Annotated in this window: 26 protein-coding genes and 1 other annotated feature; of the genes, 10 read left to right on the top strand and 16 right to left on the bottom strand. The window is 39.9% G+C overall.

Translation table 11 applies throughout. The annotated features are described in order from the left end of the window. Positions 1-26 precede the first annotated feature (26 nt). Entirely contained in the window at positions 27-803 is a 777-nt protein-coding gene (locus AC4E8C_RS01345) for a hypothetical protein (protein WP_490209669.1), read from the bottom strand. Positions 804-1,053: 250 nt separating this feature from the next. Here AC4E8C_RS01345 and mgtE point away from each other — a divergent pair, with 250 nt between their 5' ends. The 3 genes from mgtE to uptA all read left to right on the top strand — a co-directional run bounded on the left by mgtE (position 1,054) and on the right by uptA (position 4,767). Further along, entirely contained in the window at positions 1,054-2,412 is a 1,359-nt protein-coding gene (mgtE, locus tag AC4E8C_RS01340) for a magnesium transporter (RefSeq protein ID WP_490212431.1), read from the top strand. A gap of 145 nt (positions 2,413-2,557) precedes the next feature. Further along, positions 2,558-3,745 carry an FtsW/RodA/SpoVE family cell cycle protein gene (locus AC4E8C_RS01335; RefSeq protein WP_490209667.1) on the top strand — a complete coding sequence of 396 codons (1,188 nt, stop codon included), beginning with the start codon at positions 2,558-2,560 and terminating at the stop codon, positions 3,743-3,745. Positions 3,746-4,173: 428 nt separating this feature from the next. After that, a complete protein-coding gene (uptA, locus tag AC4E8C_RS01330; RefSeq protein ID WP_490209666.1) occupies positions 4,174-4,767 on the top strand; it encodes an undecaprenyl phosphate transporter UptA in 594 nt (197 codons plus the stop codon). A gap of 27 nt (positions 4,768-4,794) precedes the next feature. On the opposite strand, the gene AC4E8C_RS01325 is transcribed toward uptA, so the two are convergent. The 3 genes from AC4E8C_RS01325 to argS all read right to left on the bottom strand — a co-directional run bounded on the left by AC4E8C_RS01325 (position 4,795) and on the right by argS (position 9,098). Then, entirely contained in the window at positions 4,795-6,621 is a 1,827-nt protein-coding gene (locus tag AC4E8C_RS01325) for an APC family permease (RefSeq protein WP_490209664.1), read from the bottom strand. A 253-nt stretch (positions 6,622-6,874) separates the two neighbouring features. Then, entirely contained in the window at positions 6,875-7,333 is a 459-nt protein-coding gene (locus AC4E8C_RS01320) for a DinB family protein (protein ID WP_490209662.1), read from the bottom strand. Between the two features lie 70 nt (positions 7,334-7,403). After that, positions 7,404-9,098, bottom strand: a complete 1,695-nt coding sequence (gene argS, locus AC4E8C_RS01315; protein ID WP_490209660.1) for an arginine--tRNA ligase — start codon at positions 9,096-9,098, stop codon at positions 7,404-7,406. Positions 9,099-9,148: 50 nt separating this feature from the next. Beyond that, positions 9,149-9,362, bottom strand: a binding site (T-box leader). Between the two features lie 103 nt (positions 9,363-9,465). Between argS and AC4E8C_RS01310 the strand changes: the two genes are divergently transcribed. Further along, positions 9,466-9,717, top strand: a complete 252-nt coding sequence (locus AC4E8C_RS01310; RefSeq protein ID WP_490209658.1) for an alpha/beta-type small acid-soluble spore protein — start codon at positions 9,466-9,468, stop codon at positions 9,715-9,717. 228 nt (positions 9,718-9,945) lie between these two features. Here the strand turns inward: AC4E8C_RS01310 and AC4E8C_RS01305 are convergent, their stop codons facing one another. From AC4E8C_RS01305 to AC4E8C_RS01290, 4 genes are all read right to left on the bottom strand, one after another. Further along, positions 9,946-10,521 carry a TetR/AcrR family transcriptional regulator gene (locus tag AC4E8C_RS01305; protein WP_490209656.1) on the bottom strand — a complete coding sequence of 192 codons (576 nt, stop codon included), beginning with the start codon at positions 10,519-10,521 and terminating at the stop codon, positions 9,946-9,948. 86 nt (positions 10,522-10,607) lie between these two features. Further along, on the bottom strand, positions 10,608-11,390 hold the full coding sequence (locus AC4E8C_RS01300) for an ABC transporter permease (protein ID WP_490209655.1): 783 nt from the start codon (positions 11,388-11,390) through the stop codon (positions 10,608-10,610). A gap of 5 nt (positions 11,391-11,395) precedes the next feature. Further along, positions 11,396-12,199 (bottom strand): ABC transporter permease, encoded by an 804-nt coding sequence (locus tag AC4E8C_RS01295; RefSeq protein WP_490209653.1) that lies wholly within the window; start codon positions 12,197-12,199, stop codon positions 11,396-11,398. After that, on the bottom strand, positions 12,196-13,173 hold the full coding sequence (locus AC4E8C_RS01290; protein WP_490209652.1) for an ABC transporter ATP-binding protein: 978 nt from the start codon (positions 13,171-13,173) through the stop codon (positions 12,196-12,198). The genes AC4E8C_RS01295 and AC4E8C_RS01290 overlap by 4 nt, the downstream gene beginning before the upstream one ends. A gap of 180 nt (positions 13,174-13,353) precedes the next feature. On the opposite strand from AC4E8C_RS01290, the gene AC4E8C_RS01285 reads away from it, so the two are divergent. After that, positions 13,354-14,310, top strand: coding sequence for a nuclease-related domain-containing protein (locus AC4E8C_RS01285; protein ID WP_490209650.1), 957 nt, complete (start codon positions 13,354-13,356; stop codon positions 14,308-14,310). A gap of 984 nt (positions 14,311-15,294) precedes the next feature. Here the strand turns inward: AC4E8C_RS01285 and AC4E8C_RS01280 are convergent. The 5 genes from AC4E8C_RS01280 to AC4E8C_RS01260 all read right to left on the bottom strand — a co-directional run bounded on the left by AC4E8C_RS01280 (position 15,295) and on the right by AC4E8C_RS01260 (position 18,918). After that, positions 15,295-15,990: an AIM24 family protein gene (locus AC4E8C_RS01280; RefSeq protein ID WP_490209648.1), complete on the bottom strand. Its 696-nt coding sequence runs from the start codon at positions 15,988-15,990 to the stop codon at positions 15,295-15,297. Between the two features lie 56 nt (positions 15,991-16,046). Further along, a complete protein-coding gene (locus tag AC4E8C_RS01275; protein ID WP_490209646.1) occupies positions 16,047-16,358 on the bottom strand; it encodes a hypothetical protein in 312 nt (103 codons plus the stop codon). Next, positions 16,343-17,368 (bottom strand): anti-sigma factor, encoded by a 1,026-nt coding sequence (locus AC4E8C_RS01270; protein ID WP_490209644.1) that lies wholly within the window; start codon positions 17,366-17,368, stop codon positions 16,343-16,345. The genes AC4E8C_RS01275 and AC4E8C_RS01270 overlap by 16 nt, the downstream gene beginning before the upstream one ends. Beyond that, positions 17,358-17,858 carry a sigma-70 family RNA polymerase sigma factor gene (locus tag AC4E8C_RS01265; protein WP_490209642.1) on the bottom strand — a complete coding sequence of 167 codons (501 nt, stop codon included), beginning with the start codon at positions 17,856-17,858 and terminating at the stop codon, positions 17,358-17,360. Before AC4E8C_RS01265 ends, AC4E8C_RS01270 begins: the two co-directional genes overlap by 11 nt. Positions 17,859-18,000: 142 nt before the next feature. Beyond that, the gene (locus AC4E8C_RS01260) at positions 18,001-18,918 is read right to left on the bottom strand and encodes a class I SAM-dependent methyltransferase (protein ID WP_490209640.1); all 918 of its coding nucleotides are present in this window, start codon (positions 18,916-18,918) and stop codon (positions 18,001-18,003) included. A 359-nt stretch (positions 18,919-19,277) separates the two neighbouring features. Here AC4E8C_RS01260 and AC4E8C_RS01255 point away from each other — a divergent pair, with 359 nt between their 5' ends. Genes AC4E8C_RS01255 through AC4E8C_RS01245 form a run of 3 tightly spaced genes read left to right on the top strand, consistent with a single transcriptional unit; the run spans position 19,278 to position 21,251 of the window. Further along, positions 19,278-20,162: a selenium metabolism-associated LysR family transcriptional regulator gene (locus AC4E8C_RS01255; RefSeq protein ID WP_490209638.1), complete on the top strand. Its 885-nt coding sequence runs from the start codon at positions 19,278-19,280 to the stop codon at positions 20,160-20,162. Continuing rightward, complete coding sequence (locus AC4E8C_RS01250; RefSeq protein ID WP_490212430.1) at positions 20,162-20,785, top strand: CD3073 family putative ECF transporter S component; 624 nt, start codon at positions 20,162-20,164, stop codon at positions 20,783-20,785. Before AC4E8C_RS01255 ends, AC4E8C_RS01250 begins: the two co-directional genes overlap by 1 nt. Further along, entirely contained in the window at positions 20,775-21,251 is a 477-nt protein-coding gene (locus AC4E8C_RS01245) for a CD3072 family TudS-related putative desulfidase (RefSeq protein WP_490209637.1), read from the top strand. The genes AC4E8C_RS01250 and AC4E8C_RS01245 overlap by 11 nt, the downstream gene beginning before the upstream one ends. Before the next feature lie 43 nt (positions 21,252-21,294). Here AC4E8C_RS01245 and AC4E8C_RS01240 read toward each other — a convergent pair whose 3' ends face one another. The 3 genes from AC4E8C_RS01240 to AC4E8C_RS01230 form a co-directional block, all read right to left on the bottom strand. Then, on the bottom strand, positions 21,295-22,050 hold the full coding sequence (locus AC4E8C_RS01240; protein WP_490209635.1) for a hypothetical protein: 756 nt from the start codon (positions 22,048-22,050) through the stop codon (positions 21,295-21,297). Positions 22,051-22,052: 2 nt separating this feature from the next. Next, positions 22,053-22,772: a hypothetical protein gene (locus tag AC4E8C_RS01235; RefSeq protein WP_490209633.1), complete on the bottom strand. Its 720-nt coding sequence runs from the start codon at positions 22,770-22,772 to the stop codon at positions 22,053-22,055. A gap of 306 nt (positions 22,773-23,078) precedes the next feature. Continuing rightward, entirely contained in the window at positions 23,079-23,243 is a 165-nt protein-coding gene (locus AC4E8C_RS01230; RefSeq protein ID WP_490209631.1) for a hypothetical protein, read from the bottom strand. Between the two features lie 205 nt (positions 23,244-23,448). Between AC4E8C_RS01230 and AC4E8C_RS01225 the strand changes: the two genes are divergently transcribed. Next, entirely contained in the window at positions 23,449-24,024 is a 576-nt protein-coding gene (locus AC4E8C_RS01225) for a TetR/AcrR family transcriptional regulator (RefSeq protein ID WP_490209629.1), read from the top strand. A gap of 118 nt (positions 24,025-24,142) precedes the next feature. After that, positions 24,143-26,251: an MMPL family transporter gene (locus AC4E8C_RS01220; RefSeq protein ID WP_490209627.1), complete on the top strand. Its 2,109-nt coding sequence runs from the start codon at positions 24,143-24,145 to the stop codon at positions 26,249-26,251. Positions 26,252-26,272: the final 21 nt, after the last annotated feature.

Here is a 26,272-nt window from a genome sequence, read left to right as displayed (position 1 = left end):
CATTAAAAGGACTGTTTTTTCAGCAGCTAGATCACATTCAGCTTCCACTCTTTTGTTTTTTTATCAAAAATCAACTTTGCATGATAGGGTTTATTAGATATTTGCTCGTATTCTTCATACATATCATCCATATTTGCAAAATCCCCCATCACCCAAATGGGTATTTCGATTTTAGTCCGCTGGTGATCAGCATCTCTTAATGAGATACAAATTCCCTCCTTAATAAAGGGGGTCAGCGAGAGGAGAATTTCTTTATTTACCTGTGGATATTCTCGTTTTTTCCGAATGCCGAGAATCGACTTTTCTAATTTTAACTCTCCCAATTTGCTGGCAATGGCGTCACTTAATAATTGAAAAAAATCCTTAAAGCTCCGGTAATAGGTTTTATTAAACCACCCATCATCCTGGGCTAAATAAACAAAACGATTTCCCAGTTTATTATAAAAAGGTAATTTTAAATGATGCTTTTGGTGACCTAGATAGAGTAATTCCGCTATTTCCTGGCCTGTAAGTTCATTAAGCACATCTTCTTCAATAAAATCAATCCAGCAAAAATTTCCGTAACTATAGACATCTTCCGCAGCTAACTTCTTAATCCTATCTTCCGGACAATATTCAAGCAGTGTATGCATATTAAAATCAGCATCATCAAAACGGTGCGCAAGTAGCAGCAGATGATTTAATGAACCTGAAAAAGCAGCAGCAAATTCACTGAATTCGATACCGTAAGACATTACATACTGGTCTGTTTGGTTTAAATGAACATAGATAAGATCCTGTATGTCTTGATGATGCTTTTTCAAAGCCGAACTCCTCCGATCAACCACAAAAATTATTATTCATTGGCAATTTCCACGAAATTTCCAATTCGTTTTATAAATACTTCCTTATTTTATCAAATTATAGGTCGAATATCATATTTCAATTCTTTTACAAATAAATATCTGCAGTTACACATACTAATTTTATGTCCTATTGACTATTTTGTTGTTCGAATTTACTGAACGATTAGCGAGGCGGGTATACCATACTCGAGGAAAGGGGCGTATGTCCATGATTAAAGATATGTCGCCAGATGAAATTAGTCTTTATATTATAAAAACATTAAAGGAAAATAAAAAGCCAGATTTTGAAGCCATTCTTGAAGAACTTCAGCCCTATGATATCGCAAAAATTTATGAGGACTTACCCGAAAAGCACAAGGGACGATTTCTCTTATTTTTACAAAATGACATACTAGCCGATTTGATGGAAGAACTTGATAAAGAGGAGCAGCTGGACTTATTAAATATTCTTGGTATCGAGAAGTCTAGCAAGGTTCTGGATTTAATGGACAATGACGACTTGGCCATGTTACTTAACGAGTTATCCCCTGAGAAAAAGGCGTCCTTACTATCTGGGATGAAAGTAGAGGAATCCAAAGCCGTTACCGACATTATGAAATATCCAACCGAAACGGCCGGCAGGATTATGACCAATCGTTTTGTATGGATTCGAGATTATTTTACTGTTCGAGAGGCGGTTGATAAGTTTAAAGTCTTCGCTGAATTTGCCGAGTCTATTAACTATTTATATGTCATTGATGAAGCAAGCAAACTAGTGGGGGTCGTCTCATACCGTGATTTGCTGTTAGCGGAACCGGAGGAAAAAATCCGCAAGATTATGTACGAACGGGTCATATCTGTATCTGTTACAACTGACCAAGAAATTGCTGCACAAATGGTACAACGATATGATTTTTTAGCTATTCCTGTTGTCGATGATAACAATGTCCTCGTCGGTATTGTGACAGTCGACGATATTATTGATGTCGTAATCAGGGAAGCTAACGAGGATATTGAAAAATTATCAGCGTCTGGAAAAGCGATTGACTTCGATACCAAGACCTTGGTTGCCGCGGCAAGACGATTACCTTGGCTCATTCTCCTTTTGTTTATTGGGGTCCTTTCTGGAAGAATTATCAGCAGTTTTGAGGATACTTTAAAGCAGGTCGTTGCCCTTGCCTTTTTTATGCCCATGATTGCTGGGATGACAGGAAACACTGGAACGCAATCACTTGCGGTCGTGGTCAGAGGGTTAATCACCGCTGATATTAATCGGGGGGTCATTACTCGTTTAATAATAAGGGAACTCGGTGTTGGCATTACGATCGGTTTAACCTGCGCCATCTTAATTGCCATCATTGCCTACATATGGCAGGGAAACTGGATATTAGGGGCTGTCGTAGGCTGCTCGTTATTTTTCACTCTCATTATCGGAACTCTTGCTGGAACCATTATCCCTATCATTCTGTACCGTCTAAAGATTGACCCTGCAGTGGCTTCAGGACCATTAATTACAACCCTAAATGATATTTTTTCCTTACTCACTTACTTCGGAATTGCCACGATGTTTTTAAAACATCTCATGTGAAGTTTTAAAATTAAATGAAACCTTTTTAGCACTTAATCGTTATGTAATAGGGAGGCTGTCAAAACTTTCTAGAAAGTGGATTGTGAGTAATTCTGTTGTCTGATAGTGTTGAGTTAACAATTATAGAAATAAATGGGTGTTGTCGATGGCAAACTACATGAAGAAATCTGAACGTTTTGATTGGACGTTAACTTTATTATTATTTCTTTTTTTCCTCGTCAGCTGCGCAGCCATTTATAGTGCCCAGGGCTCAGGGCAATATGGGGAAACCAACTTTTTACTCATGCAAATATTTTGGTATATCATCGGGGCCGTTATTATTTCCATTTCCATTTTTATTGACGGCTACCAATATAAACGGCTTTCTTGGTATTTATATGGCTTTGGCTTATTTTTACTTATAACCGTTTATGTTGCACCCGAGTCGATTGCTCCTGTACGAAACGGTGCAAAAAGCTGGTTTGTTATCCGGGGGGTCGGGCAAATTCAGCCTTCTGAGTTTGTGAAAACCTTTTTAATCTTAGCGTTAAGTCGGCTTATAACCACCCACCATGAAAAACATCTTGAAAAAACAGTAAAAACAGATTTTCTTTTGCTGATAAAATTAGGAATTACCACCGCCGTACCATTAGGATTAATTATGCTTCAGCCCGACCTTGGAACGGGGCTGGTCATTTTATCGATCCTAACTGGGCTGATCTTGATTTCCGGGATATCATGGAAAATTATCATCCCCATTTATAGTTTAGGTGCGTCCTTTGTAGCACTTATTTTCTATCTTGTACTAATTAAACCTGACTTTCTGGAAAAATACCTGCACGTCCAAACCTATCAATTTAATCGTATATATGCCTGGCTTGACCCTCATAGCCACTCAACTAGTTCTAGCTATCATCTATTAAAATCATTGAGTGCCATTGGTTCAGGCCTTATTACAGGGAAAGGTTTTAGCAATCGTGAAGTTTATATTCCTGAGGCCCATACTGATTTTATATTCAGTGTGATTGGTGAAGAGTATGGCTTTGTCGGCGGTAGTTTTGTGATTGGTCTCTTTTTTCTGCTTATCTATCATTTAATCAAAACGGCCTTAGACACAAAAGATCCGTTTCATACCTATGTTTGTACAGGGATTATTAGTGTTATCACCTTTCATGTCTTTCAAAATGTCGGGATGACGATTCAAGTTCTCCCAATCACGGGAATTCCATTGCCGTTTATCAGCTATGGCGGCAGTTCGCTCATGGGTAATATGTTTGCGATGGGTCTGGTCTACAGTATCCGCTACCACCATAAAACGTATATGTTTGCAACTGACAAATCTCTCAGGATGTAAGCGTGATGTATGAATGAGGTGCACTTTCCACCGATTGAATTGCGTTGTCTGCTGGTTGGCTCTCGTTATCCGCCGGTTGGTTCGTGCTATCCGCCGATTGGCTCTTACTATCCGCCGGTTGGTTCGTGCTATCCGCCGATTGGCTCGTGCTATCCGCCGATTGGCTCTCGTTATCCGCCGATTGGCTCTCATTATCCGCCGGTTGGTTCGTGCTATCCGCCGATTGGCTCTTACTATCCGCCGGTTGGTTCGTGCTATCCGCCGATTGGCTCGAGCTATCCGCCGGTTGGCTCTTACTATCCGCCGATTGAAGTGCTTACACCATCTAATTGAGATATCAGACAAACTAGTTTAAAATTAGTAAGATAAAAGGAAGCTCCGTTTTACAGGGGCAAATATTAGTATATTTACATAAGCGAAGGTGAACTATGACAGATTTTATTAATACTGTATTGGAGTTCTTATCACAACTAGGCTACCTCGGTATTGCTTTAGGATTAATGATTGAGATTATCCCAAGTGAGATTGTTTTAGGCTATGGCGGTTATATGGTTTCGCAGGGACACCTCAATTTTATTGGTGCGGTTATTGCCGGAACTATTGGGGGCACCATTGCCCAACTATTTATTTACTGGGCTGGTTATTATGGCGGCAGACCATTTCTGGAAAAATACGGTAAGTATATCCTTATTAAAAAGCATCATATTGATGTGGCGGAACATTGGTTTGAAAGGTATGGTGCTGGTGTCATTTTCACTGCCCGGTTTATTCCTGTTGTCAGACATGCCATTTCCATTCCAGCTGGAATTGCCAAAATGCCTGCTTCAAAATTTACACTTTATACTGTAGCGGCCGTTTTACCGTGGTCCATTCTTTTTCTCTATCTAGGAAAAGTGCTAGGCAAGAACTGGTCGCACGTTAAAGAGTTTGCCCAGCCATATGTTTTACCGCTGATTATCGCAGCTGTTATTTTAGGTGTCATCTACTTTTTAATCAAAAGAACAAAGAAAACCACCGATTAAACTCTCATCGGTGGTTTTTCTTTATCTCTACTTTTTAAAATGATATGGGAGTGTAGCTACAATGACCCTCTTTTTAAAGATTAGGTAGGTCCTAATCAATAAGCTTGATTGATTGTGTAAAATATTGTGCCAGTTCTTTTTCGTAATAAACTGCGGAATCAACACGGTAACTCGATAATTATTTTCACTAGCCTTATGCTCAACCGTATCAATGAATTTTGATAATGGCTGCAATACACTGCGGTAATGCGATTGCAACGTCACCAGCCGAACTTCTGGCTGCCACTTCTGCCACTTTTCTTCAAATTTCTTCTCATCTTCCCGATCAAAAGATACGTACACAGCAAATATTTGATCCGTTATTGATTTAGCGTAGTTGATGGAGTTTTCAACAACCTTTGTGATTCCAGCAACCGGTACAATAATCACATTTCCTTCAATCGGAATAGCAGGTTGCTCTGGCTGGATTCGCAATTGCTCACCAACCAACTCATAATGCGAATGAATTCTTCGAAAGAAAATAACAATGGCCGGTAAAAAAATGATGACAAACCATACCTGGCTAAATTTTGTGACAAAGAAAATGATTAACACCGATAACGTTATAATTGCGCCGATTAAGTTGGCAGCTAGCTTTGTTATCCAGCCAGTCGGCTGTTCCCGAACCCATTTGATAATCATTCCAGTCTGCGACAAGGTAAACGGAATAAATACGCCTACCGCATAAAGTGGAATCAGGTGCTCAGTTCGCCCTTGAGAGGCAATAATAAGTAAAATAGAGGCAAATCCTAAAGAAACAATTCCATTTGAATAACCAAGTCGATCGCCTCTTATTGTAAACATCCTTGGCATATACTTATCCTTGGCTAAATTAAAGGCTAATAAAGGAAAGGCTGAGTATCCTGTATTAGCGGCAAGAACTAAAATAAGTGCCGTTGTCCCTTGAATAAAGAAATAGACCAAATTACGTCCGAAAATTTCTTTTGCAATTTGGGAGATAACTGTTTCATTATGTTTTGGCGCAATCCCATAATAATACGCAAGAAAGGTAATCCCAGTAAATAGCACCGCTAAGAGGGAGCCCATTAAAATTAATGTTTTGGCCGCATTCTTTGGTGCTGGGTCTTTAAAATTGGGAATTGCATTTGAAATGGCTTCTACACCTGTTAGGGCAGAACACCCTGAAGCAAAAGCACGAAGCAGTAAAAATAAGGTAATCCCTTGGACTGGCGCTCCAATCGGTGCATGGTAAACAGTTGGAGATACATTTCCCGTTACAATCTTAAACAGACCCACACCAATTAAAATAACCAGTGCAACGACAAACAAATAGACCGGATAGGCTAAAATAGTCGCTGACTCTGTTAGTCCACGGAGATTTAATATGGTAATCGCCACCACTAGAATACATGCGATGGAAACCGTATGCTCATGTAGAGCTGGAAACGCTGATGTAATGGCATCCGTACCCGCCGAAACACTTACGGCAACGGTTAGGATGTAATCGACCAATAACGATCCGCCTGCAACTAAACCTGCTTTCTCACCTATATTCTCTTTAGAAACCAGATATGCCCCTCCACCCTGAGGGTAAGAATAAATAATTTGCCGATATGAAAGAATAAGTGCTGCCAAAAGAAATAGCACCCCGACCGCAATCGGAACTGAATACCAAAAGGCAATGACCCCAATGGTTGCGAGGACAAGTAAAATTTGTTCCGTACCGTATGCAACAGATGATAAGGCATCAGATGATAGAATCGCTAACGCCTTAAAAATATTTAATTTTTGTTCGCCTAAAGCCGTTGATTTTAACGGACGGCCAATTAACAATCTCTTAAAAGAAGAGAGCACGAAACTCACCCACCACATTGAAGTTAAATTACCGATTGATTTTATCATTCATTGTATCTAATATGAAGTGTTTTCTTTATGACGATTTTACTTTATTTTGTCCTACATTAGAGGATTATGAGTAAAGGAACAAATAAATTGAAACAAGGTATGGAGATGATTACTCCATACCCGCTTTTCACTTTTTAAATCGCTCTCTGTTAGTTATGCCGAATTTATCTAAAAGCCAACATTTTAAAAAAATCAATGTAAATTAATCTGCTTCTATAACTCGTTTCATCGCCTGTATTTGCCCTAGATGGAGTGACTCATGAAAAACGGCAAAGTTAGCAATTTCACCAAAGGTTTCTTGACCAAGAAACGGTGTTTTTAACTTTTCTGAGAAACTTTCAGCTGGGATGGCTTTTATTCTGCCAAGCTGCTCCTGCAATTGCCCGATTAATACTTGGACAGATGGAATCTCACCTTGCCAATCAGCCGGTTTAGTACCAGTCGCGAAAAGTTCCATATAATTTGCCGGAAGGGCGGTTGATTTTTTCGGAAAGCCAAACATAAATTGCTCAGCGACCGTTAACACATGCCCTATATGCCAATGTAGAGTGTTATTAAAGCCATGCGGCTGCACATCGACAATCCCTTCTCCTAGTCCACTTATCGTTTGTAAAAACTTTCCCCTCGTTAACTCGAAGCTTTTAAACAGTAGTTCACTCATTCAATTGTTGCCTCCTCTCATGACATACTTTCATTTTAAACCATAATTAGGAAATTATAAATGAATTGCCTTACATTTCCTCTGGTGCTTCAATTCCTAATAAACGCAGGCCTTCTTGAAGGACAACGGTTACCGAGTAGACTAAGGCTAATCGTGCTTCCCGCTCCTCGCCTTCCTCTAGGATTTTGACTTCTGCATAATATTTATTGAATGCTTGAGCTAAATCAATAATATATTTGGCCACCTGCGAGGGGTCAAAGTTTTCACAAGCTCTTTTAATTGCAGGGGCAAACTCCATTAATAGGCTCACTATCTTCCATTCTTTGTCCCAAGTAATAGAAAAGGTTGAATCCTCTGCATCAGCCTGATAATTCGCTTTCCGTAAAATAGAGCACGCACGGGCATAGGTATATTGTACATAGGGACCTGTCTCCCCTTCAAAACGAAGCATTTCTTCTAGAGAAAATTCAATATCATTCATTCGATTGTTCTTTAAGTCGTGAAAAATGACGGCGCCAACACCGACCTGTTTAGCTACTTCATCTTTATTGACCAGGTTGGGATTCTTTACTTCGATATTTTGTTTCGCCATTTCAATTGACTCATTTAACACTTCTTCTAGTAAAACGACCTTGCCTTTCCGTGTCGACATCTTTTTCCCATCTTTCAGCATCAGTCCAAACGGTACATGGGTCATCTTCTCGGCCCAATCATAACCCATTTTTCCTAACACGGAAATTAACTGTTTAAAGTGCAAGCTTTGCTCATGACCGACAATATATAGAGACTTTACAAAGTCATAGTTTTCTTTACGGTAAAGTGCTGCGGCTAAATCACGGGTCGCATATAAGGTTGCTCCGTCCGATTTTTTAATCAAGCATGGCGGGAGCTGTTCTTCGTTTAATTCAACTACCATAGCTTGATTGGATTCTACTAATAATTGTTTTTCTTCTAGCAGCTTAACAATCCGGTCCATTTTATCATTATAAAATGCTTCACCTGCAAAAGAATCGAATTGAACGTTCATTAACTCATAAATTCTCGAGAATTCTTTTAGCGATTCATCACGAAACCACTGCCATAAATGTAAGGCCTCTTTGTCGCCATCTTCTAATCGCTTAAACCAACTGCGCCCTTGGTCTTCCAGTTCGGGGTGCTTTTCTGCCTCAGCATGAAACTTAACATAAAGCGTCAATAATTCCTTAATGGGGTTTTGTTTTACCTTTTCCGGATCGCCCCAAAGCTGATAAGCTGTAATTAACTTTCCGAACTGGGTTCCCCAGTCACCGAGATGGTTAATTTTAATCGGCTTATAGCTGCACTTTTCTAGGATTAAGGCGAGGGCGTTACCAATAACAGTCGAGCGCAAATGCCCCATTGAAAAAGGCTTAGCAATATTTGGTGACGACATGTCAATGGTGACATTGCCGTCTTTTCCAAAGTCTAATCCAGCAAATTGGTCTTTTTTCGTCATTACTTCAGTAATTAGTTCTTCCGCCACTACCTTTTTATTTAAAAAGAGATTGACGTAGGCTCCGACCACTTCCACATGCTCAAATGTTGGCGATTGGATTTTTCCACTTAACTCTTGGGCAATCAGCTGGGGAGATTTGCGTTTAAGCTTAGCCAAAGTGAAACATGGAAACGCCAAATCCCCCATTGAAGCGTTTTTCGGTTTTTCAATCATCAATTCTAAATTTGTTACAGAAATTTCTTGGTCAAGCAGCTCATAGAGGATCGCTGCCAATTCCTTTTTAAAATTCATTATCATGACCTCCTTTTTTACTTTTAAACACAAAAAACTCCCGCCTCTATAAAAGAGACGAGAGTTTGAAATCCCGCGGTACCACTCTAATTGTTCAGAAAAGAACCAGCTTTTCCTTTGTAACGGAGTATTCTCCGGCATACCCTACTATGTTCAGGTTAGCATCTCAAAAGTGCGCTTCGTTATCTCCTCCGTATCAGGCTTGCACCATCCCTGACTCGCTATCACTTCCTAGATAACTACTCTCTTTTTCATCGATTTTTTCCGACTTGATTATCAGTTATTATACTGGAAAGATAAGGATTTATCTAGTCATGGCTGATTAATTTTTTCATATTGGTCATCCTAACAAAAAGGAGGGATTGATATGGCCAGAAGAAATAAAATCCTTGTCCCTGAAGCACGCAATGGACTGGATGCGTTAAAAGCGAAGGTCGTCCAAGCAGGGAGCCCTGAGGATGCCAAATTTGAGGCAGCCGAAGAAGTCGGTGTACCCTTGAAAAAGGGCTATAACGGACAGCTGACATCTGAACAAGCTGGAAAAGTCGGAGGCAGGCTCGGCGGAAGCATGGTGCGCGAGCTTGTTAAAATGGCACAGGAAAACTTAAAAAGACAATAATGGTCGAAAAGCGGAAGCGCCCTGGTCAGCAGCGTATGGCCTGGAGCGCTCCAACTGAGATAAAGGAAACACGAAGAGCCGGAGGCGATTCGATGTTGACTTATCGTAGGGCGGAGAGCGAAGGACACTAGCTGCTAGGGCGCTGGAGCTGGACATTTCTCAAAGTTGGAATTTATAATTTCTTACTCTATGAAAAGGACTCGTGTAGAATTCTACACAAGTCCTTTGTTATTTATTCGATAGTCCCCTTAGTAAAAATACCTTCATGACTTCGGCAATTTGCTCGGAGCTCAAGGGTTCATGGTTGCGTTCCCAGTCCGACACAAGTGCGATGTACATTTTTAACAAAAGGAAACTAGTTATTTCTGTATCAGATGCGGGAATGGCGCCTTTAGAAATCGCTATTTCCACCTTTTTCTTTAAATAAGCAATAATTTCATTCTCTACATGCTGCAGCATATCAGATACGGCTAATGTTCCCATTTCCGCTTCCTCTTGGATCAGCTTAATCATGAGCTGGTGCTGTGAGCGAAATGCTAATAAACGGGTAAGTGCGCGATGAACATTTTCCGTAAATGGAAGGTCCGGCTGGATTACCGCCTCAGCCTCAGCAATCATTTCCTTCACGAGTGTTGAAATGATTTCTTCAAACAGTTCTTCTTTATTTTTAAAAAAGGTATAGATTGTTCCTTTACCCACATTGGCGAGACGCGCTACTTGGTCCATTGTTGTGGCTTTATAGCCGAATAAGGAAAACGATTTTGTTGCCGCTTCCACAATCATCTTTCTTCTGTCGGGTGCCATAGTCTTGGAAGAACCCCCTTTATGACTAATTTAGTTCTTTGGTCATGTTTTTACTATAGCATGATTTATTTTTGGTTTCAAATGGTTTAGGAACCTGTTGAGTGGTAGTGCCTGACACCCATTTGCCAAATGAAGAAACAAGGTACAATAAATAGACTACCGGCTGCCGGGATTAACAATTGTATGAAGGCGTTTCCTTCGCTTTTTCCGAGTATATACATGAGCGGCAAATAATTCACAGTTCCAAACGGGATTACGTAGGTAAAAAAACGCATGACCCATTTTTGATAAATATTTAAAGGATATTGTGCCATTTCACGGCCGCCGTCGGTAAAAATATTGGCTACTTCCAGTCCCTGAACTGTCCAGAAACACATCGTGGCCGCCACCATATAGATACCGGTAAAAATGAAAATACCACTGACAATCATTAGAATCAGTGTGATTATTTTTATAATGCTCCATTCAATTGGAAGATTACTCAATGCCCAGACTAACACGAGGAAACTTTGAAGCAGTCGGCCCACCCTTGTAAATTCAAATTTTGACCCTAACACTTGTAAAAACGTACTTCGCGGCCGAACTAACAGTCTGTCAAATTCCCCTTTTATAATCAGACTGGAAAAAGTATCAAACCCACGGGCAAAGCATTCGCTCAAACTAAAGGCGAGGTGAATGATAGCAAAGCAAAGTGCGACCTCCAAAAATTTCCACCCTTTAATGTGACCGAATCGCTCAAACAAAAAATAAAGACCGGCAAAGACAGTAAATGGAATAAAAAATTGGCCAATTGATAACAGCCAGAAAGATGTCCGATATTGCATTTGTGATTTAAAGTGAATCAACAGATATTTAAAGTAGAGACCCATGCTTATCATCCCCCCTGAACAACAACTTTTTCGAGTACACGGTTCAGAGCCTTTCTCCCTAACAAGACAAGAATAAGTAAATACCCTAATTGGATGAGAATACCGATCACTGCCTCAGCCTGCGGGATATGACCCGAATAGATTCGGAACGGAAAATCTGCCGTCCAGCGAAACGGCAGGACATAGGCAATTTTTTGCAGCCACTCTGGCATCAACGGAACTGGAATAATTAAACCGGCAAAAAATTCTCCCAGAACGGAAAACACGAGTAGAGACCCTGCAGGCGACATCGTGATAAATACGGATATATATAAGAACATTGAGATGGTCACTACAAGAAATAGACCTAGCAGCAGTGCTGTTAAAAACAATAGAAAAGCAGGTAAACTAGGTGAAAATGTCATGTTGTAAGGTTTAGGCAGAAAAAAGGAAATGATTAAGATGGGAAAGCAGCGAAGGATCGCGCTCGATAATCGCTGTGCAAGCAGTTTTGCAAACCAAAATCCATATAGTTCACATGGGCGGCACAGCTCATAAGCAATATTTCCGCTGGTAATCAAGTCAAACAACTCGTTATCGCGAAACCACATGGTAATGAAAACCAGAAAGGCTTGCTGCAGCCATATGTACGCAATGAGATCATGTAAGGATATAGGTGATGTTTGGGTGGAATTTTTATAAAATGCTTCAAAAACCATAATCGTAATAAATCCCCAGAAAAATTGCGTTGCCACTCCCGCGAGTGCTGCTGCCCGGTACTGCATGCCATATTGGAGACGGAGCTTCAAGACCGATCCATACACCCTCATATTTTGTACTCCTTGTAAAGCTCTACGATTATGTCTTCTATTGGCTGCGGTTCAATCGTCACATCTTGGAGGTCGACTTGACTGGACAATTGAGCGATGATATCCGAGGTTTTAATTAGCTCTGTATCGATGGTGAGTATGATACGTTCTGGTGACCAAGAAAGTGTGGATGCCTTAGGGATATTAACTGGAGTTAGGTTTTTTCGATAATCAGCTGTAATCGTCTTATGAGTTCCAAACCGTTTCCTCAGTTCCTCTAAGGACCCATCGTATAACTTGCTGCCCTTTCCTATTAAAATCATTCTGTCTGCTAATGCTTCTATATCATTCATATCGTGGGTAGTAAGGATGACCGTGACTCCCTTTTCCTTATTGATGGTTTTGATAAATTCGCGGACGGCCATCTTTGAAACAGCATCCAATCCAATCGTCGGTTCATCTAAAAATAAGATTTTGGGGTTGTGAATCAGGGAAGCAGCAATTTCACAGCGCATCCTCTGCCCGAGGCTCAGCTGTCGGACTGGTGAATGGATAATAGTTTGCAATTCGAGTGTTTCGATCAGTAGATTAATCGTAGTTTGATAGTCTTGTTGTGCGACTTTGTAGATGTCTTTGAGCAGTTCAAATGAATCCATTACGGGCACATCCCACCAGAGCTGGGAACGCTGACCGAAAACAACGCCAATATTTCTTACATATTCCGTTCGGTCCTTCCAAGGTGTGTAGCCCATAATCGTGCATGTCCCGGTGTCAGGCACCAGGATACCGCTCATGATTTTAATGGTAGTTGATTTTCCTGCCCCGTTTGGACCAATATAGCCAACAATTTCTCCTTGATTAATTGAAAAGGAGATGTCTGTTAGGGCTTCTATTATGGTTTGTTCTCGATAAAAGAGAGCTTTTACAGCTTGCCTTAGACCTGATTGGCGTTTGGCAATCTTATAGGATTTGCTTATTCCTTCTAAATGGATCAACTAGTTCCCTCCCCGCTTTTTAGAGTCGTAGGGGAAAATAATATCACCTATGGAAGTTTATTGTCAATAATTTTCTGAACATTACATTTTCACAAAGTATTCATGGTTCGGCACCTCCCTTGCTGGTATTTTTTTATACAATGGTGTTGGAGTGGAATTTGATTTGAAAGGACGTGGAATATGGCCTATAAAAACCGTACTGAATCAACTGAGTTAATGATCCTCAGAATCTTAAACAAACGAATGAATTTGCCTGATAAGGACAAACAGCACTTTTTCAGTTTAAAAAAAGGCTATGAAGGGGAGGTAATGTTTGATTCTTTAACCGAGAAGCTCCAGCTTGAATGCTATATCTTAAACGATTTGCTGCTCAAAATAAACAATACCACGTTTCAAATCGACTCCCTGATTATTACTTCAGAAATGATTTATTTATATGAAGTGAAGAATTTAGAAGGTGATTATTATTATGAGGCTGACAAAGATAGATTGTATAAAACCCCCAGAAAAGAGTATAATAATCCACTACTTCAATTGAATCGTTGTGATTCTTTACTTCGTCAATTACTGCACAATCTAGGAGTTCCTCTCCCCATTGAGGGCAAAGTGGTTTTTATCAATCCCGAGTTCACCCTGTACCAAGCCCCCCTTAACAGGCCTTTTATGTTTCCAAGCCAAATAGATAGTTATCTAAAAAAGTTAGATACGACAGCATCAGAACTAAATGGAAAGCATAAAAAGCTAGCTGACAAATTACGTTCACTTCATATTGAAGAAAATCCTTATACAACATTACCAGCTTATAATTATGAATCGACTCGAAAAGGGATTACCTGTGCATGCTGCGACTCGTTTTCAATTTCTCTATGCGGGAAGAAGTGTGTGTGCGAAGATTGTGGACATGAAGAATTAGTTACTTCTGCTGTTTTGCGGAGTGTGAAGGAGTATGTGCTTCTTTTTCCAGATCGGAAAATTACTACTAATAATATTTATGATTGGTGTAAGATTATTGGGTCAAAAAAGAGAATAGCAAGGATTTTAGAGAGGAATTTTAAGATAGTCGGGATTGGGCAATGGTCCTTTTACGTGAACAGAGATCCCAGTACAGAGAAAGATAATCTAACAAGGTTTGATTGAAATAAAAATTGAGGACAATTGTTCTGCTTTCTCGGGACTTTTGTCCTTAAATTAATGGAGACACTTCCACCAGCTTCCTTGCTTGGTTTGTCTTTAAGACTGCTTGTTAAAGACAGTTCCACCGGTTGCTTTGCTCTTTTTGTCTTTAAGACCGTTTATTAAAGACAGTTCCGCCGGATTCCTTACTCTTTTTGTCTTTAAGACCGCTTATTTAAGACAGTTCCACCGGTTGCCTTGCTCTTTTTGTCTTTAAGACCGCTTATTTAAGACAGTTCCAAAGGCTTCCTCGCTCTTTTTGTCTTTAAGACCGCTTATTTAAGACAGTTCCAAAAGCTTCCTTGCTCTTTTTGTCTTTAAGACTGTTTGTTAAAGACAGTTCCAAAGGCTTCCATGCTCTTTTTGTCTTTAATACCGCTTCTTAAAGACAGTTCCAAAGGCTTCCTCGCTCTTTTTGTCTTTAATACCGCTTGTTAAAGACAGTTCCACCGGATTCCTTACTCTTTTTGTCTTTAAGACCGCTTATTTAAGACAGTTCCACCGGTTGCCTTGCTCTTTTTGTCTTTAAGACCGCTTATTTAAGACAGTTCCAAAGGCTTCCTCGCTCTTTTTGTCTTTAAGACCGCTTATTTAAGACAGTTCCAAAGGCTTCCTCGCTCTTTTTGTCTTTAAGACCGCTTATTTAAGACAGTTCCAAAAGCTTCCTTGCTCTTTTTGTCTTTAAGACCGCTTATTAAAGACAGTTCCAAAAGCTTCCTCGCTCTTTTTGTCTTTAAGACCGCTTGTTAAAGACAATTGCACCGGTTTCCTTGCTCTTTTTGTCTTTAATACCGCTTATTTAAGACAGTTCCAAAGGCTTCCTTGCTCTTTTTTGTCTTTAATACCGCTTATTTAAGACAGGTTCACTGCTTAATAGCTTTTTCCACCTAAAGTGTAACTATATTAAATAAAAAAATTCCTTTATTGTTAGTAAAGGAATTTTCATTGTTACCTATTACCCTCCACCCGCTTTACCTCCTCAAAAGGCTGAACTACAACAAATCCATCTCCCTCAAACCGCATTTGAATAGATTCGCCGCTGCCTCTTCCGAAAAATGTTTTTAAACTAATATCGGTTTGAAACTCCGGTTGGAGGTTTCCTGACCATGCTACGGTTGCATTCGGGTCAGTAATGACCGGTCTTCCTGGCGTAACACGCAATGTTAAAGGTTCATAATGTGTGGTAATCGCGAGCATTCCTGTACCTTCACAGCGGACATTAAACAATCCACCCGCCATCATCCCGGCGACTTTTTTCATCAATTTAATCTTCCATTTAATACTTGGTTCAAACGCCAGCAGATCATTGCCATTCACATAGATGGCCTCATTTTGCAGATTTAGAATAATGATCTTTTTCCCTTCGTCGGCCAGATACAATTTCCCTTGGCCGTTCGCTTTCATTAACGAAGCCCCTTCACCGGTAAGTGCCTTTTTGAAGGCCGTCCCTAGACCGTGCTCTAAAATCCCTTCACGTACAAATTTAATCCCGCCATGGTAGGCAACCATTGACCCCGCTTTTGCCCACACTTGACCATTTAGGTTCACCTCGAGCATCCGAGGTGTTTCTAATTCAAAAAAGCCTTCTCCCTTATCCTCTTGCTCCGTTTGCTTAATAAATTCTTCAATTGAATACCTGCTCATTAGACGCACCGCCCTTTCCTTCCTTATCTACGAACATCATACACTTAGGTTTCGTTTTACGGTTTAGGATTAATCGCCGCCCATGATAATCCAATCATTAAAAAAAGAAAAATAAAAATGAAGATACATAGGGAGAGCCCCCAGATGGCAAAAAGTCTATCTCGTTTCTCAGAAAATAAGCCTACAAGGCCAAGGAAAAGTCCTAACAAGGGCAGCTGGTAGATAAAGATCCCGAAAAACACACCTTGTTTGATAAATTGTCCCACATTTAACCCAGCTAACGCTAGTAGCGCTATTGAAAATGATAAGAACCCGGCAATCGATGGCAGACGGCGAAGCAAGCCTTTTTTCTTTATTCCCAATTCCATAATTTCACTTCCCCTACCTTTAATTCCTTGATTTCTTTCAAACCTTCCAGCTTCCTAAGTTCCTCTGTCGGCCCTGTGATCACCGCTCCGTAAACCTTTATCCCATTTGCTTTAATATAAGCGAGCCGGCTGTTTAAAGATAATGATTTAGCACGAGCTACCTTTTCTGCAACATCCTCATTCTTTTTCAACATAGTTAACATATCTATGAATACTTTTTCATTATCGCCATTTTTAAAAGGCGACCACGTGGTTGAATCAGATTGGGCAGGATAGCCTAACGGGGTAATCGGGACACCTTCATCGTCAACTTGTTTGCTTTCTAACCCTGTATCGACAGCCAACCAGCGCAAATCCATACCTTTCGGCAGGCTTTTTCTCAACTCTTCTGGTTTCATAACATGATCCAGCGAAACATATACCTCCGCAACAGTTCCATCCGGAATTTTTTTCAATATATCCCAATTATCTTTGGTAGAAAAACGAGGACTGGCGTCTGGGTGCACGAGGACTTCTGTTTCCTCACTTGGATTTTCCGCTAACGGCCGTTCAAGCAGCAGATTTTTTTTCGGGAAATTAGGCTGATCTAAAATAAAATCAATATCATAATTTCCTGCCTTATAATTCTCTTTTCCAATTCTTTTAAACACATCAAAGGTGATATTCATTGAAAAAAATCCAATGTCATCCTCTAAATTCAATCTCTCTAGGCTCATATTGGGTTCCGTTACGTAAATGGTGTTAGTCACAACATCAATCAAATTATTGGCTCTGCCGCCAATTCCGTAATAAAGGTAGGTTGCTAACGTCATGATGGGTACAATCAGCAGCAAAATGGCCAGACTAATCATAATATTGGTTTTTCGGGCCCTCTGTTTACCAATCTGAACGATCTCTGTTTGTGCTTCATTTGTATACGGTTGCCAGTCTTTCATTCCATTTAAGGAATCCTTTAGATAACTTTGATAGGCATCTTCTTCGTTATCAAATTTGTTCTTTTCATCGCTCATCGCTCTTCTTCCTTTCCTTTATTTTCTCCATCACTTTTCTCCGTCCCCTTAATAAATGGCTTTTCACTGTATTAAGGTTCATTTCAAGGATTTCCGCCGCTTCATGGTATTTTAACTGGTGCAAATCACATAACAACAGCACATGTCTTTCCTGTTCTTTTAAGGAATGGACATCTTGCATCAGTAATTGAAAACTCTCTTTTTCAAGCAGTCTTTTTTCAGGTGTTTCCTTTGAAATGGTACTCTTATCTTCCACCTGATTCTGTATGACCAGACGCTTATTTTTCCTTTGGTAGTCAATAAACGCACGATACGCCACCTTAAATAGCCATGCTTTGATATTAGAGATCTGATAATCTTCCAACTGCAAGTAAGCTCGGTAAAATGCCTCTTGCACTAAATCCTCAGCGATAAAATGATCCTTCGAAAGGGAGAAAAGATAACGATATAAATCATTCACATATTCTTGATATGCTCTATCTAGTTCCACTGCTGCTCCCCCTTTCAACCTAACCACGTTTAAAGATAACAAATAGTTGCAGAATTAAAAATATTTTACATAAAAAAAGCGAACGGTGCCTGACACCGTTCGTAATTCTAGTACAGTGATAAACTGACAAATCCCTGCTTGTTTATTTATGCACGACTAGATGGGCGAAGTGAAAATGGTCAAAAGCATGCAAGTCATCGTCTCGGTTTGTGAAATAGAGTTCCTCAATATTGGCCGGTGAGAGATTTTCATAGACTAACATATTGCAGTCTTGCAGCTCGCAGTCTAGTTCGAATGGGTCGAACCCTGTGATGATTGGCTCACCAGTTTGGGCAGTAATGTGTCTCATTTGTATGATTTTCTTAGAGGCTGTTTTTTCATGGAATGCGGTATCATCGAGGTAATCAAAGATGAAAGAACTTCCGTTCATCGCTAAATCGGAAATCATAGATAAAAGCTGATAAAAATCCTTTTTTTCTAGGTACATGACCACGCCTAACAGGCTGAAATAACTATAAATTTGTTCCTTAAATCCGCTTTTCTTTAGCTCCTCGCCTAATGACTGGGTCTTAAAATCGACTGGAACAAATTTAACATGATCGGGAATCTCAATCCCCATTTCTTGAAGACGCCTTATTTTAAATGCTTGGGTGGCAGGATGGTCCACTTCATAGATGGTAAAGTCTTTTGGAAGATTGTTGCGTCTGTAAGCAAACGTATCTAATCCCGATCCTAAAATAACATATTGCCTAAAACCTCGCTCGATTGCAGCAATCAGTCCATCTTCCGCATATCTTGATCGGCTGACTAATTGTGGAATCGTTTGATTGTTCATCACCCACTGCAGCTTTTCCTCCATTGTGTGTAGAGTTGCACTCTTCTCTGGATTAAAAAAAGAAATCGCATTGGCCCAGTTGGCGGCAATGAGCTGTTTCTCCTCTTCTTTTAAAAGTGAACTTGCCACAAAATCGTTAAAGATGGGTGATTCGCTGTTTGTTGCATGATATCCCCTCGCAAAACAGCTTACAATGGCAGTTAAGCTCTCCTTCGTACCTTCCAAATAAAATCCCCCTTTTAATTGAATCAAAAGAAAAAGACCCCTAACAGAGTTTCTGCTAGAGGTCTATTTTATACCGCAATTAATTAGTCGTCAATAAAAATAAAATTATAACATATTATTATTCAAAAGTCAATACCTTTTTATAAAATTTTATAATAATCAAGAGGAATCCATATTATTTCACCAAAATTTAACAAAAAAGACAAAAAATTTATCAAATTAGTACTTACAAATCCTTTCTTTCAGATTAAGATAAACTTGTATAACTACGATCCTAATCGTTGTTATTATTTTTTCACCACCCTATAAAAATATTTAATATAAGTTATTGAATTAATTAATATACTGGGAGTGTGGCTATGAATTTAAATAAACTAGAAGCATTCATTCGGGTAGTGGAGAAAAAAAGTTTTTCAGAAGCAGCGCTTGCTCTGAAAAGTTCACAACCGACGATCAGTCTGAAGATTAAAAGTTTAGAAGAAGAGCTGGGTTTGGAGCTTTTAGACCGTGGTTTATCAGGAATTCATCCTACGGCAGCCGGGGTGCTTGTCTATCAGGCTTCGAAAGAGATGCTTCATAGATGGCAAAGGCTTGAAGATGATCTTCATGGCTTTCAAGAAACTTTAACAGGAACTTTAACCATTGGCGCTAGTACCATCCCTGGAACATACCTTGTACCAAGCTGGGTTAAGTCGTTTCGAAGCCTCTATCCAAAAGTCGATGTTTCTATTGAGATTGGTGATTCTAAAGAAATTCTCCAAAAGGTACAAAATCAACAAGTCGATGTGGGCATTACCGGACTAGATCAAGCATCTGACCAACTTACTTCTAAAAAGGTCGCTTCCGATTCCCTTGTGTTAATTGCCCCTCTTGAGCATCCATTGGGGCAATCCAATGTGCCCACCTTTGAACAGATGAAACAGTATGATTTTGTGATTAGAGAGGCTGGTTCCGGTACTAGAAAAGTCATGGAAGAGTTTTTATCCCATCACGATTATTCATTAATAGATTTAAAATCGGTTGTATCAATTGGGAGTACGGAAGCCGTAATTGCTGCCGTTGAAGCCGGGCTCGGAGTCAGTTTTGTGTCAAAACTTGCGGCAATTCCAGCTGAAAAGGCAGAGCGAATTCAAATTATTGATAAATTTGAACCATTCTACCGCAGCTTTTATTTTACAACCCTGAGTGATGCGACCAACCGGCCAATCATTAAGGAATTTACAGAGGTGTTAAACAAGGGGTGATGGTTTATATACCCCTATTTAAACATATAAAAGGAGAGAGAAACATGATAAAAACTAGCAAAACGATGATTCTAACGTACTCAGCATTGGCAATCGCATTAAACGTAATCTTAGGGACGGTAGTTTCATCACTGAAAATCCCCCTCTTGTTCCTCGATACTATTGGTACTGTATTAATCGCCGTATTATTTGGGCCTTGGTGGGGAGCATTAGCTGGCGGTTTAACCAATGTGGTTATGGGCGTGACAACAGGACCGGGGGCAATGTTTTTTGGACTCGTTAATATTGCCATTGCCTTAGTGGCTGGTTATATGGCTAAAAAGTTTGATTTTAGGAAATGGTATATCGCCCTGATTACTGGTCTTATGTTATCAGTTGTAGCCCCGCTAATCGGGACACCGATTGCGGTTGCCGTTTACGGTGGTTTAAACGGAAGTGGCATGGATTTAGTCGTCTTATGGATGCGCTCAGCTGGTGAAAGTGTATTTGCTTCTACGTTTATCTCAAGAATAACGGGGAATTTCGTTGATAAGATCGTTACCTGTCTGCTTGTAGCGTTTATGATTTCCCGCGTTCCTAATTTCGCAAAAATCATTAAGAAGGAAAAAAAGAATGCAGCGTAGTAAAAAAATCTTAATTGTCTCCCATTGCATTTTGAACCAGAATACGGTCATTGAAAACGAAGCACGTGCAGAAGGTGCCGTTCTCTCCGCTGTGGAGTGGGCCATGAAAGAGGGGTACGGATTTCTCCAGCTGCCCTGTCCAGAATTTACCTTTCTCGGCCTGAACCGCCCTTCGATGACGTATGATGAATACAATACACCCGAATACAGGAAACACTCGCGAGAAATCTTATTGCCCATTCTTCAACAGGCTGAAGATTACGTAAAAAGCGGTTACGAGATTGTTGGATTGCTAGGAATTCAAAGCAGTCCCTCCTGCGACCCAACCCGAGGCATCTTTATGGAAGAGCTAACGGCCATGTTTGCTGAAAAAGGAATCTCGTTGAAGACACTTTGGTATTTACCAAACACAAGTGAACCTGTATTTAAAGGTGATACACATTTTATAAAAAAACACCACGAGTAAAATAAAAACAAGCCAGTTTCCGGAGGGAAACTGGCTTGTTTTACTAATTATTTTGTTCCATAGGAGATTCAATTTCTGCTGCCGTTAAAAATCTCATGAAATCTATCGTGGCCTCACCTGTGGAAAAACCATGCCCATTTAGCGAGCTGTTCAGAATGACCTCTTTTCCATACTTATCATAGGGAATCCAGCCAAAGTACATCTCATCAGCAGGGAAAAAACCACTAAAAGGCGACGTATTGACCGATTTTATCTTACTATAAGAATTAATCAAGGTTCCCCAGTCATCCGGGAGTTTTACTACACCATAGGACTTCTCCGCCACATTCACCTTTTTCTCAAGTTGGATTCTTGGGTCGTATCTTTCTTCCCCGGCCATACTACTGAATCCTCTTTCTCTTATAAAATAGAAATCCAAATAGCTGGCCCGATCATCAGGATGTATGTTCCATACAACTCGGAAGGAGGAAGGGTCATCGCTATTAATCTTCCACACATACGGTTCTCCTATTGTGTTAATTGAAACAGGCTGCCATTCATGCATTTCCCATTCCCAATAACTAACTCCATATTTATCTTCCTCAGAAATAAACGGAACGAATACATGGCGCTTATCTATGTGAATCTTATCTTGGATAGTAGCAGCCTCTGCTTCTGGTGAAACTTGATTTATCTCCTTAATTAGTTGACTATTTTTCGGAAAAACGGCCGGTTCTGAAAAATAAAAATGATTTGCCAAAACAGCCGACAGAACTACTATACCTAACAATGGTATAAGCCAAAGTCTATTTTTCTTCACTATTATTCTCCTCCTTTTAAGACAGACTCTTCGGAGCGAAAATAAAGCTGCTTTTTGGGCGTAGTAATCAACATCCCTTTTCCATCTTCTTCAATATAAATAACGGTCTCTAGGCCACTTCCCCATTTAGAAGCAGCTCCCATAAGTTGATAGGGAAACCGTTCATTTCTAACCGGTACATCTCCACTATAATCATGGTCTGCATACCACTGGACACCTCGGTTTGGCTCCCTCCTCATGCTAGGGAGCTGCTTTAATAAACGATTTTTATCCAGCGAACGTTCCTCTGCCGAAGGGTGAATAGTCATAATCGATGAATGATCTATGTTTGAGATGTAAGTGGATAGTTCATTTTCAGGATACATTAGCTGCTGTGCAGGTATTGCGATTAAAGCCGCTGCCAAAAAAATAAAATTGGCAAAGAAGCCAAACCAGGCAAAAGACCGATATCGCTCCCAACGCCCTTCCCTTCCTTTTAAGATTCCGTACAAAATCCATACACCCAGCGGCAGGATAGCAACCTTAATGACCGTTTCAAATAAAGGCAAGTTAAATGAAAAAGAAAATAGGCCGACAAAAAAGCTTATGAACACTTTCCAAATCTTTGGCTTATTAAGTTGGTTTTTATATAAACGATAAACAATGAACCCAATCGTAAGCCATGCTAAGGATTCAGTTATAGCTCCAATCAGATTAAACGAAAACTCAAATGAAATCCCCAATTCTCCCCCTCCTATTCGTTCAATCAAACGTTTGATTAGTTTTTTTCTCTTTTAATTAAACGTTTGGTTAGTTTTCTTCTCTTTTAATCAAACGTTTGATTAGTCTTTTCCTCATCCGCTAGCGGAAAGAAAAATGCACTCATATCAAGGGCTCAGCCTTGTTTAATCAAACGTTTAATTAGTTTTTATCTCTTTTAATCAAACGTTTAGTTAGTTTTTTTCATTTAACCAAACGTTTGATTAGTTTTTTTCTTAGTTAATCAAACGTTTAATTAGTCTATTATTCTACTAACTTAGTAGAGTTGATTAATTCTTGGTATGATTGGCTTCAACCAATTTTTTCAATGTCGAATGAATATTAGTAAGACTCATCAGTATGAAACCCAACATCACGAATGTAACGATCTCACCAGTATAAAAAGAAACAACCGCTAAAATAACTGCATATACACCATATAACCAGGTATTCATTTAATCGCTGCCCCCAATCGGAATATTTATCCTATTTATGAATAGATTAACATAAACTTCCACTTCTCTATAGTGATTTTTCCGGATAAAAAGCCTACCTGCAGGTAAAAAACTTGGAACATTCACAAGAATTTCTTCATGACATTTGAAGGTTCTATTTTAAATGCCGCTCACCTTCCACTATAATGAGGAGTGAGGTGAGAACATGGCACGAGAACGAAAATTCTCAACAGATGATTTATTTCAAGCAGCAAGACAGCTTCTTCTTGAACATGGCTATGAGGGGTTTACGTTTAGTCTATTAGCAGAACAACTAGGAATCTCAAGAGGAGCCATTTATAAATATTATGAAAATAAAGAAGAACTCATCACCGACTTTATGCTCTTTGAAATGAATCACTTTTTAACAGAGTTAAAGGAAATCGAATCACATAAGGGCTTTGAAGCACAGTTTAACTTTTTACTCGAGCTTATTTTTAAAAATACGACCATCCCTCATTTAATTGAGTTAGGCCGTCGCATCCCCGTTAATGGTAACAAAAAAGTGAAAGAGAATATTGAAAATCTGGAGAAGCTCCATTTGATTATGTATCACTCTTTACAAAGCCTTATTACGCTAGGGAGGCAGGAGAGCCGGCTGCAGGAAGATATTCCGGACCCATTGATTCTAGGTTTTATTTTTCAATCGATTATGATTCCCAATCATTTTGGTATTCCCCATTCAGAATGGGTCGGCTCGATCAAAAGGATTATTCGCCACGGAATGTTAAAAGAAGAGTAATTGACACTTGTGTCACTTTGAAAGATAATGAAAGTGATAAAAGTGTCAATAATTATCCTAAAAGTGACAGTGGTGTCACTTTCATCACCTAATTCTTAGTTTTAGAAAGGAGAATAGAATGAAAACACTTCTACAGTCGATTACCGATCGAGTCACAACTAAAAAGGGAATGTGGATCACCCTGATATCATGGCTTGTGGTAACGATTACTTTAGCCGTCTTTGCCCCAAGCGTTCGGGATTATGAAGTCTCGAATATTGCTACCCTGCCTGATGATGCAAAATCAGTCATTGCTCAAACTAAGGTAGATCACTATTTTAAGAATAATGATGGGCTTCCCGCTATCTTAGTCTTTCAAGCTAGTAAAGGGGAAGTAGAACTTGCGGACCTTACCAAGATCGTCGATCAATACCAGAGTGCCAATATTAATGGGCTCCAGCAGGTGGTTCCATTATCATCCTTACCGCCCCAAGCTACGGCCGATTTCTTCTCGGCTGACAAGTCGACCGCCATCCTGCCGTTAACCTTTGACTCCAAATTGGAAACAAAGGAAATAAAGAAATCGATTGAACAAATGACCAAGATTACAAAAGAATTGTCCAACCTTGAAATGTATGTTACCGGACCTGCTGGAATCGCAACTGATACCCTTGACCTCTTTTCTCGGGCGGATCTGGTGCTCATTTTTTCAACGATTGGACTCATCCTTATTCTGTTAATCGTCATTTATCGCTCGCCATTATTAGCGCTTATTCCGCTGCTTGCAGCTGTCTTTGTCTATGAAGTGGTTACCCAGACACTTGGTTTAATGGGAAAAGCCGGACTCGTCATGAGCAGTCAAACGGTTTCGATTATGTCGATCCTTTTATTTGCGGCAGTGATAGATTATTCTCTATTTGTTTTCTCACGTTACCGTGAGGAATTGAAAGCACATGAAAGTAAATATGAAGCGATGCATGCAGCAATGAGAGAAACGGGGATGCCTGTTTTCTTCTCAGGAGGGACTGTGTTGGCTGCGATGCTCGTCTTATTCTTTGCCAGGTTTGGTGACTATCGAAATTTTGCCCCAACCTTTGCCACTACCATGGTCATCATCATGATTGCATCAATTACACTTGTTCCCGCCTTGTTTACCCTGTTTGGCAGAAAGTCATTTTGGCCAAAGGTTCCTAAGGTTGGCGATCAATCTGTGAATAAAAATTCCCTTTGGAGCCGAATCGGCCGTTTTGTCGCTAAAAAGCCAGGCTTATCGGTTTCCGTTATTGGGATCTTGCTGTTATTAGCTGCCAGCAATATGTTTAATCTTAAATATGAATTTGACACGATGAAGTCTTTTCCTAAAGATATGCCATCGCGCCAAGGGTATGAAATTTTAGAAGAAAAATTTGAAAAGGGCGACCTTGCACCGACAACTGTTCTTCTGGAATCAACGGATGCCGTCACGTCTGAGCAGCAAGCAAAGTTAACAGATACCCTCGCCAAACAGCCGCTGGTGAGCAGTGTTCGTGTGAACGGAATGACAGAAGATCAAAAAGTAATTAATTTCAGTCTCACCTTTAAAGGAAATCCATATGCCACCACGACAATTGATGCGATGGAAAAAATTATTGATAACGCTAAAAAAATAACAGCTGACAGCGGCCTGGATGGGAAGTTGTACTTTGCAGGGGAAACACCTACCAAGGTGGATGACCGTTCCGTTAATAATAGAGATGTCATTGTCATTGTCATTCTGGAAACGATCTTAATTTTTGGCATGTTAATCATTCTGACTAAATCGATTAAAATGCCCATATACATGATGGGAACAATCTTAATTTCCTTCCTCGCCGCTCTCGGACTCGGAATGTTTTTAAGCAACCTGTTCTTTGATATTAATACGATCAGTGACCGCGTGCCGCTTTATTCGTTTGTCTTCCTGGTAGCTCTAGGGATTGACTACAATATTATGTTAATCTCACGGTTTCAAGAAGAACGAAAAACACATTCTGTTAAAGAATCGGTTGAAATTGCTGTTGCTAACACCGGCGGCGTGATTTCTTCAGCCGGCATCATTCTTGCTGCAACCTTTGCTGTCTTGATGACCCAGCCAATTCAATTACTATTTGTATTTGGCTTCATTGTCGCAGTCGGCATTTTGTTAGATACTTTCTTAATCAGGGGCATTTTATTACCCGGCCTAATTGTTTTATTGGAAAAGGATAAAACCGTTAGCGAAGGTAAGTAGTCTTTACACATAATGGGTCAG

This window comes from Neobacillus sp. SRL179 (assembly GCF_984799095.1).
Note: the sequence above shows the minus strand (reverse complement) of the source record. Positions and strands in the feature narration are given on the sequence as shown.

Excerpts from the sequence above, each read along its gene's own strand:
- AC4E8C_RS01220 (WP_490209627.1), top strand. The coding sequence starts at position 24,143 with ATGAAAACACTTCTACAGTCGATTACCGATCGAGTCACAACTAAAAAG.
- AC4E8C_RS01295 (WP_490209653.1), bottom strand. The coding sequence starts at position 12,199 with ATGAGGGTGTATGGATCGGTCTTGAAGCTCCGTCTCCAATATGGCATG.
- AC4E8C_RS01310 (WP_490209658.1), top strand. The coding sequence starts at position 9,466 with ATGGCCAGAAGAAATAAAATCCTTGTCCCTGAAGCACGCAATGGACTG.
- argS (WP_490209660.1), bottom strand. The coding sequence starts at position 9,098 with ATGAATTTTAAAAAGGAATTGGCAGCGATCCTCTATGAGCTGCTTGAC.
- mgtE (WP_490212431.1), top strand. The coding sequence starts at position 1,054 with ATGATTAAAGATATGTCGCCAGATGAAATTAGTCTTTATATTATAAAA.
- AC4E8C_RS01275 (WP_490209646.1), bottom strand. The coding sequence starts at position 16,358 with ATGGAATTGGGAATAAAGAAAAAAGGCTTGCTTCGCCGTCTGCCATCG.
- AC4E8C_RS01320 (WP_490209662.1), bottom strand. The coding sequence starts at position 7,333 with ATGAGTGAACTACTGTTTAAAAGCTTCGAGTTAACGAGGGGAAAGTTT.
- AC4E8C_RS01300 (WP_490209655.1), bottom strand. The coding sequence starts at position 11,390 with ATGGGTCTCTACTTTAAATATCTGTTGATTCACTTTAAATCACAAATG.
- AC4E8C_RS01230 (WP_490209631.1), bottom strand. The coding sequence starts at position 23,243 with ATGAATACCTGGTTATATGGTGTATATGCAGTTATTTTAGCGGTTGTT.
- AC4E8C_RS01250 (WP_490212430.1), top strand. The coding sequence starts at position 20,162 with ATGGTTTATATACCCCTATTTAAACATATAAAAGGAGAGAGAAACATG.
- AC4E8C_RS01270 (WP_490209644.1), bottom strand. The coding sequence starts at position 17,368 with ATGAGCGATGAAAAGAACAAATTTGATAACGAAGAAGATGCCTATCAA.
- uptA (WP_490209666.1), top strand. The coding sequence starts at position 4,174 with ATGACAGATTTTATTAATACTGTATTGGAGTTCTTATCACAACTAGGC.
- AC4E8C_RS01335 (WP_490209667.1), top strand. The coding sequence starts at position 2,558 with ATGGCAAACTACATGAAGAAATCTGAACGTTTTGATTGGACGTTAACT.
- AC4E8C_RS01285 (WP_490209650.1), top strand. The coding sequence starts at position 13,354 with ATGGCCTATAAAAACCGTACTGAATCAACTGAGTTAATGATCCTCAGA.
- AC4E8C_RS01245 (WP_490209637.1), top strand. The coding sequence starts at position 20,775 with ATGCAGCGTAGTAAAAAAATCTTAATTGTCTCCCATTGCATTTTGAAC.
- AC4E8C_RS01305 (WP_490209656.1), bottom strand. The coding sequence starts at position 10,521 with ATGGCACCCGACAGAAGAAAGATGATTGTGGAAGCGGCAACAAAATCG.
- AC4E8C_RS01255 (WP_490209638.1), top strand. The coding sequence starts at position 19,278 with ATGAATTTAAATAAACTAGAAGCATTCATTCGGGTAGTGGAGAAAAAA.
- AC4E8C_RS01225 (WP_490209629.1), top strand. The coding sequence starts at position 23,449 with ATGGCACGAGAACGAAAATTCTCAACAGATGATTTATTTCAAGCAGCA.
- AC4E8C_RS01280 (WP_490209648.1), bottom strand. The coding sequence starts at position 15,990 with ATGAGCAGGTATTCAATTGAAGAATTTATTAAGCAAACGGAGCAAGAG.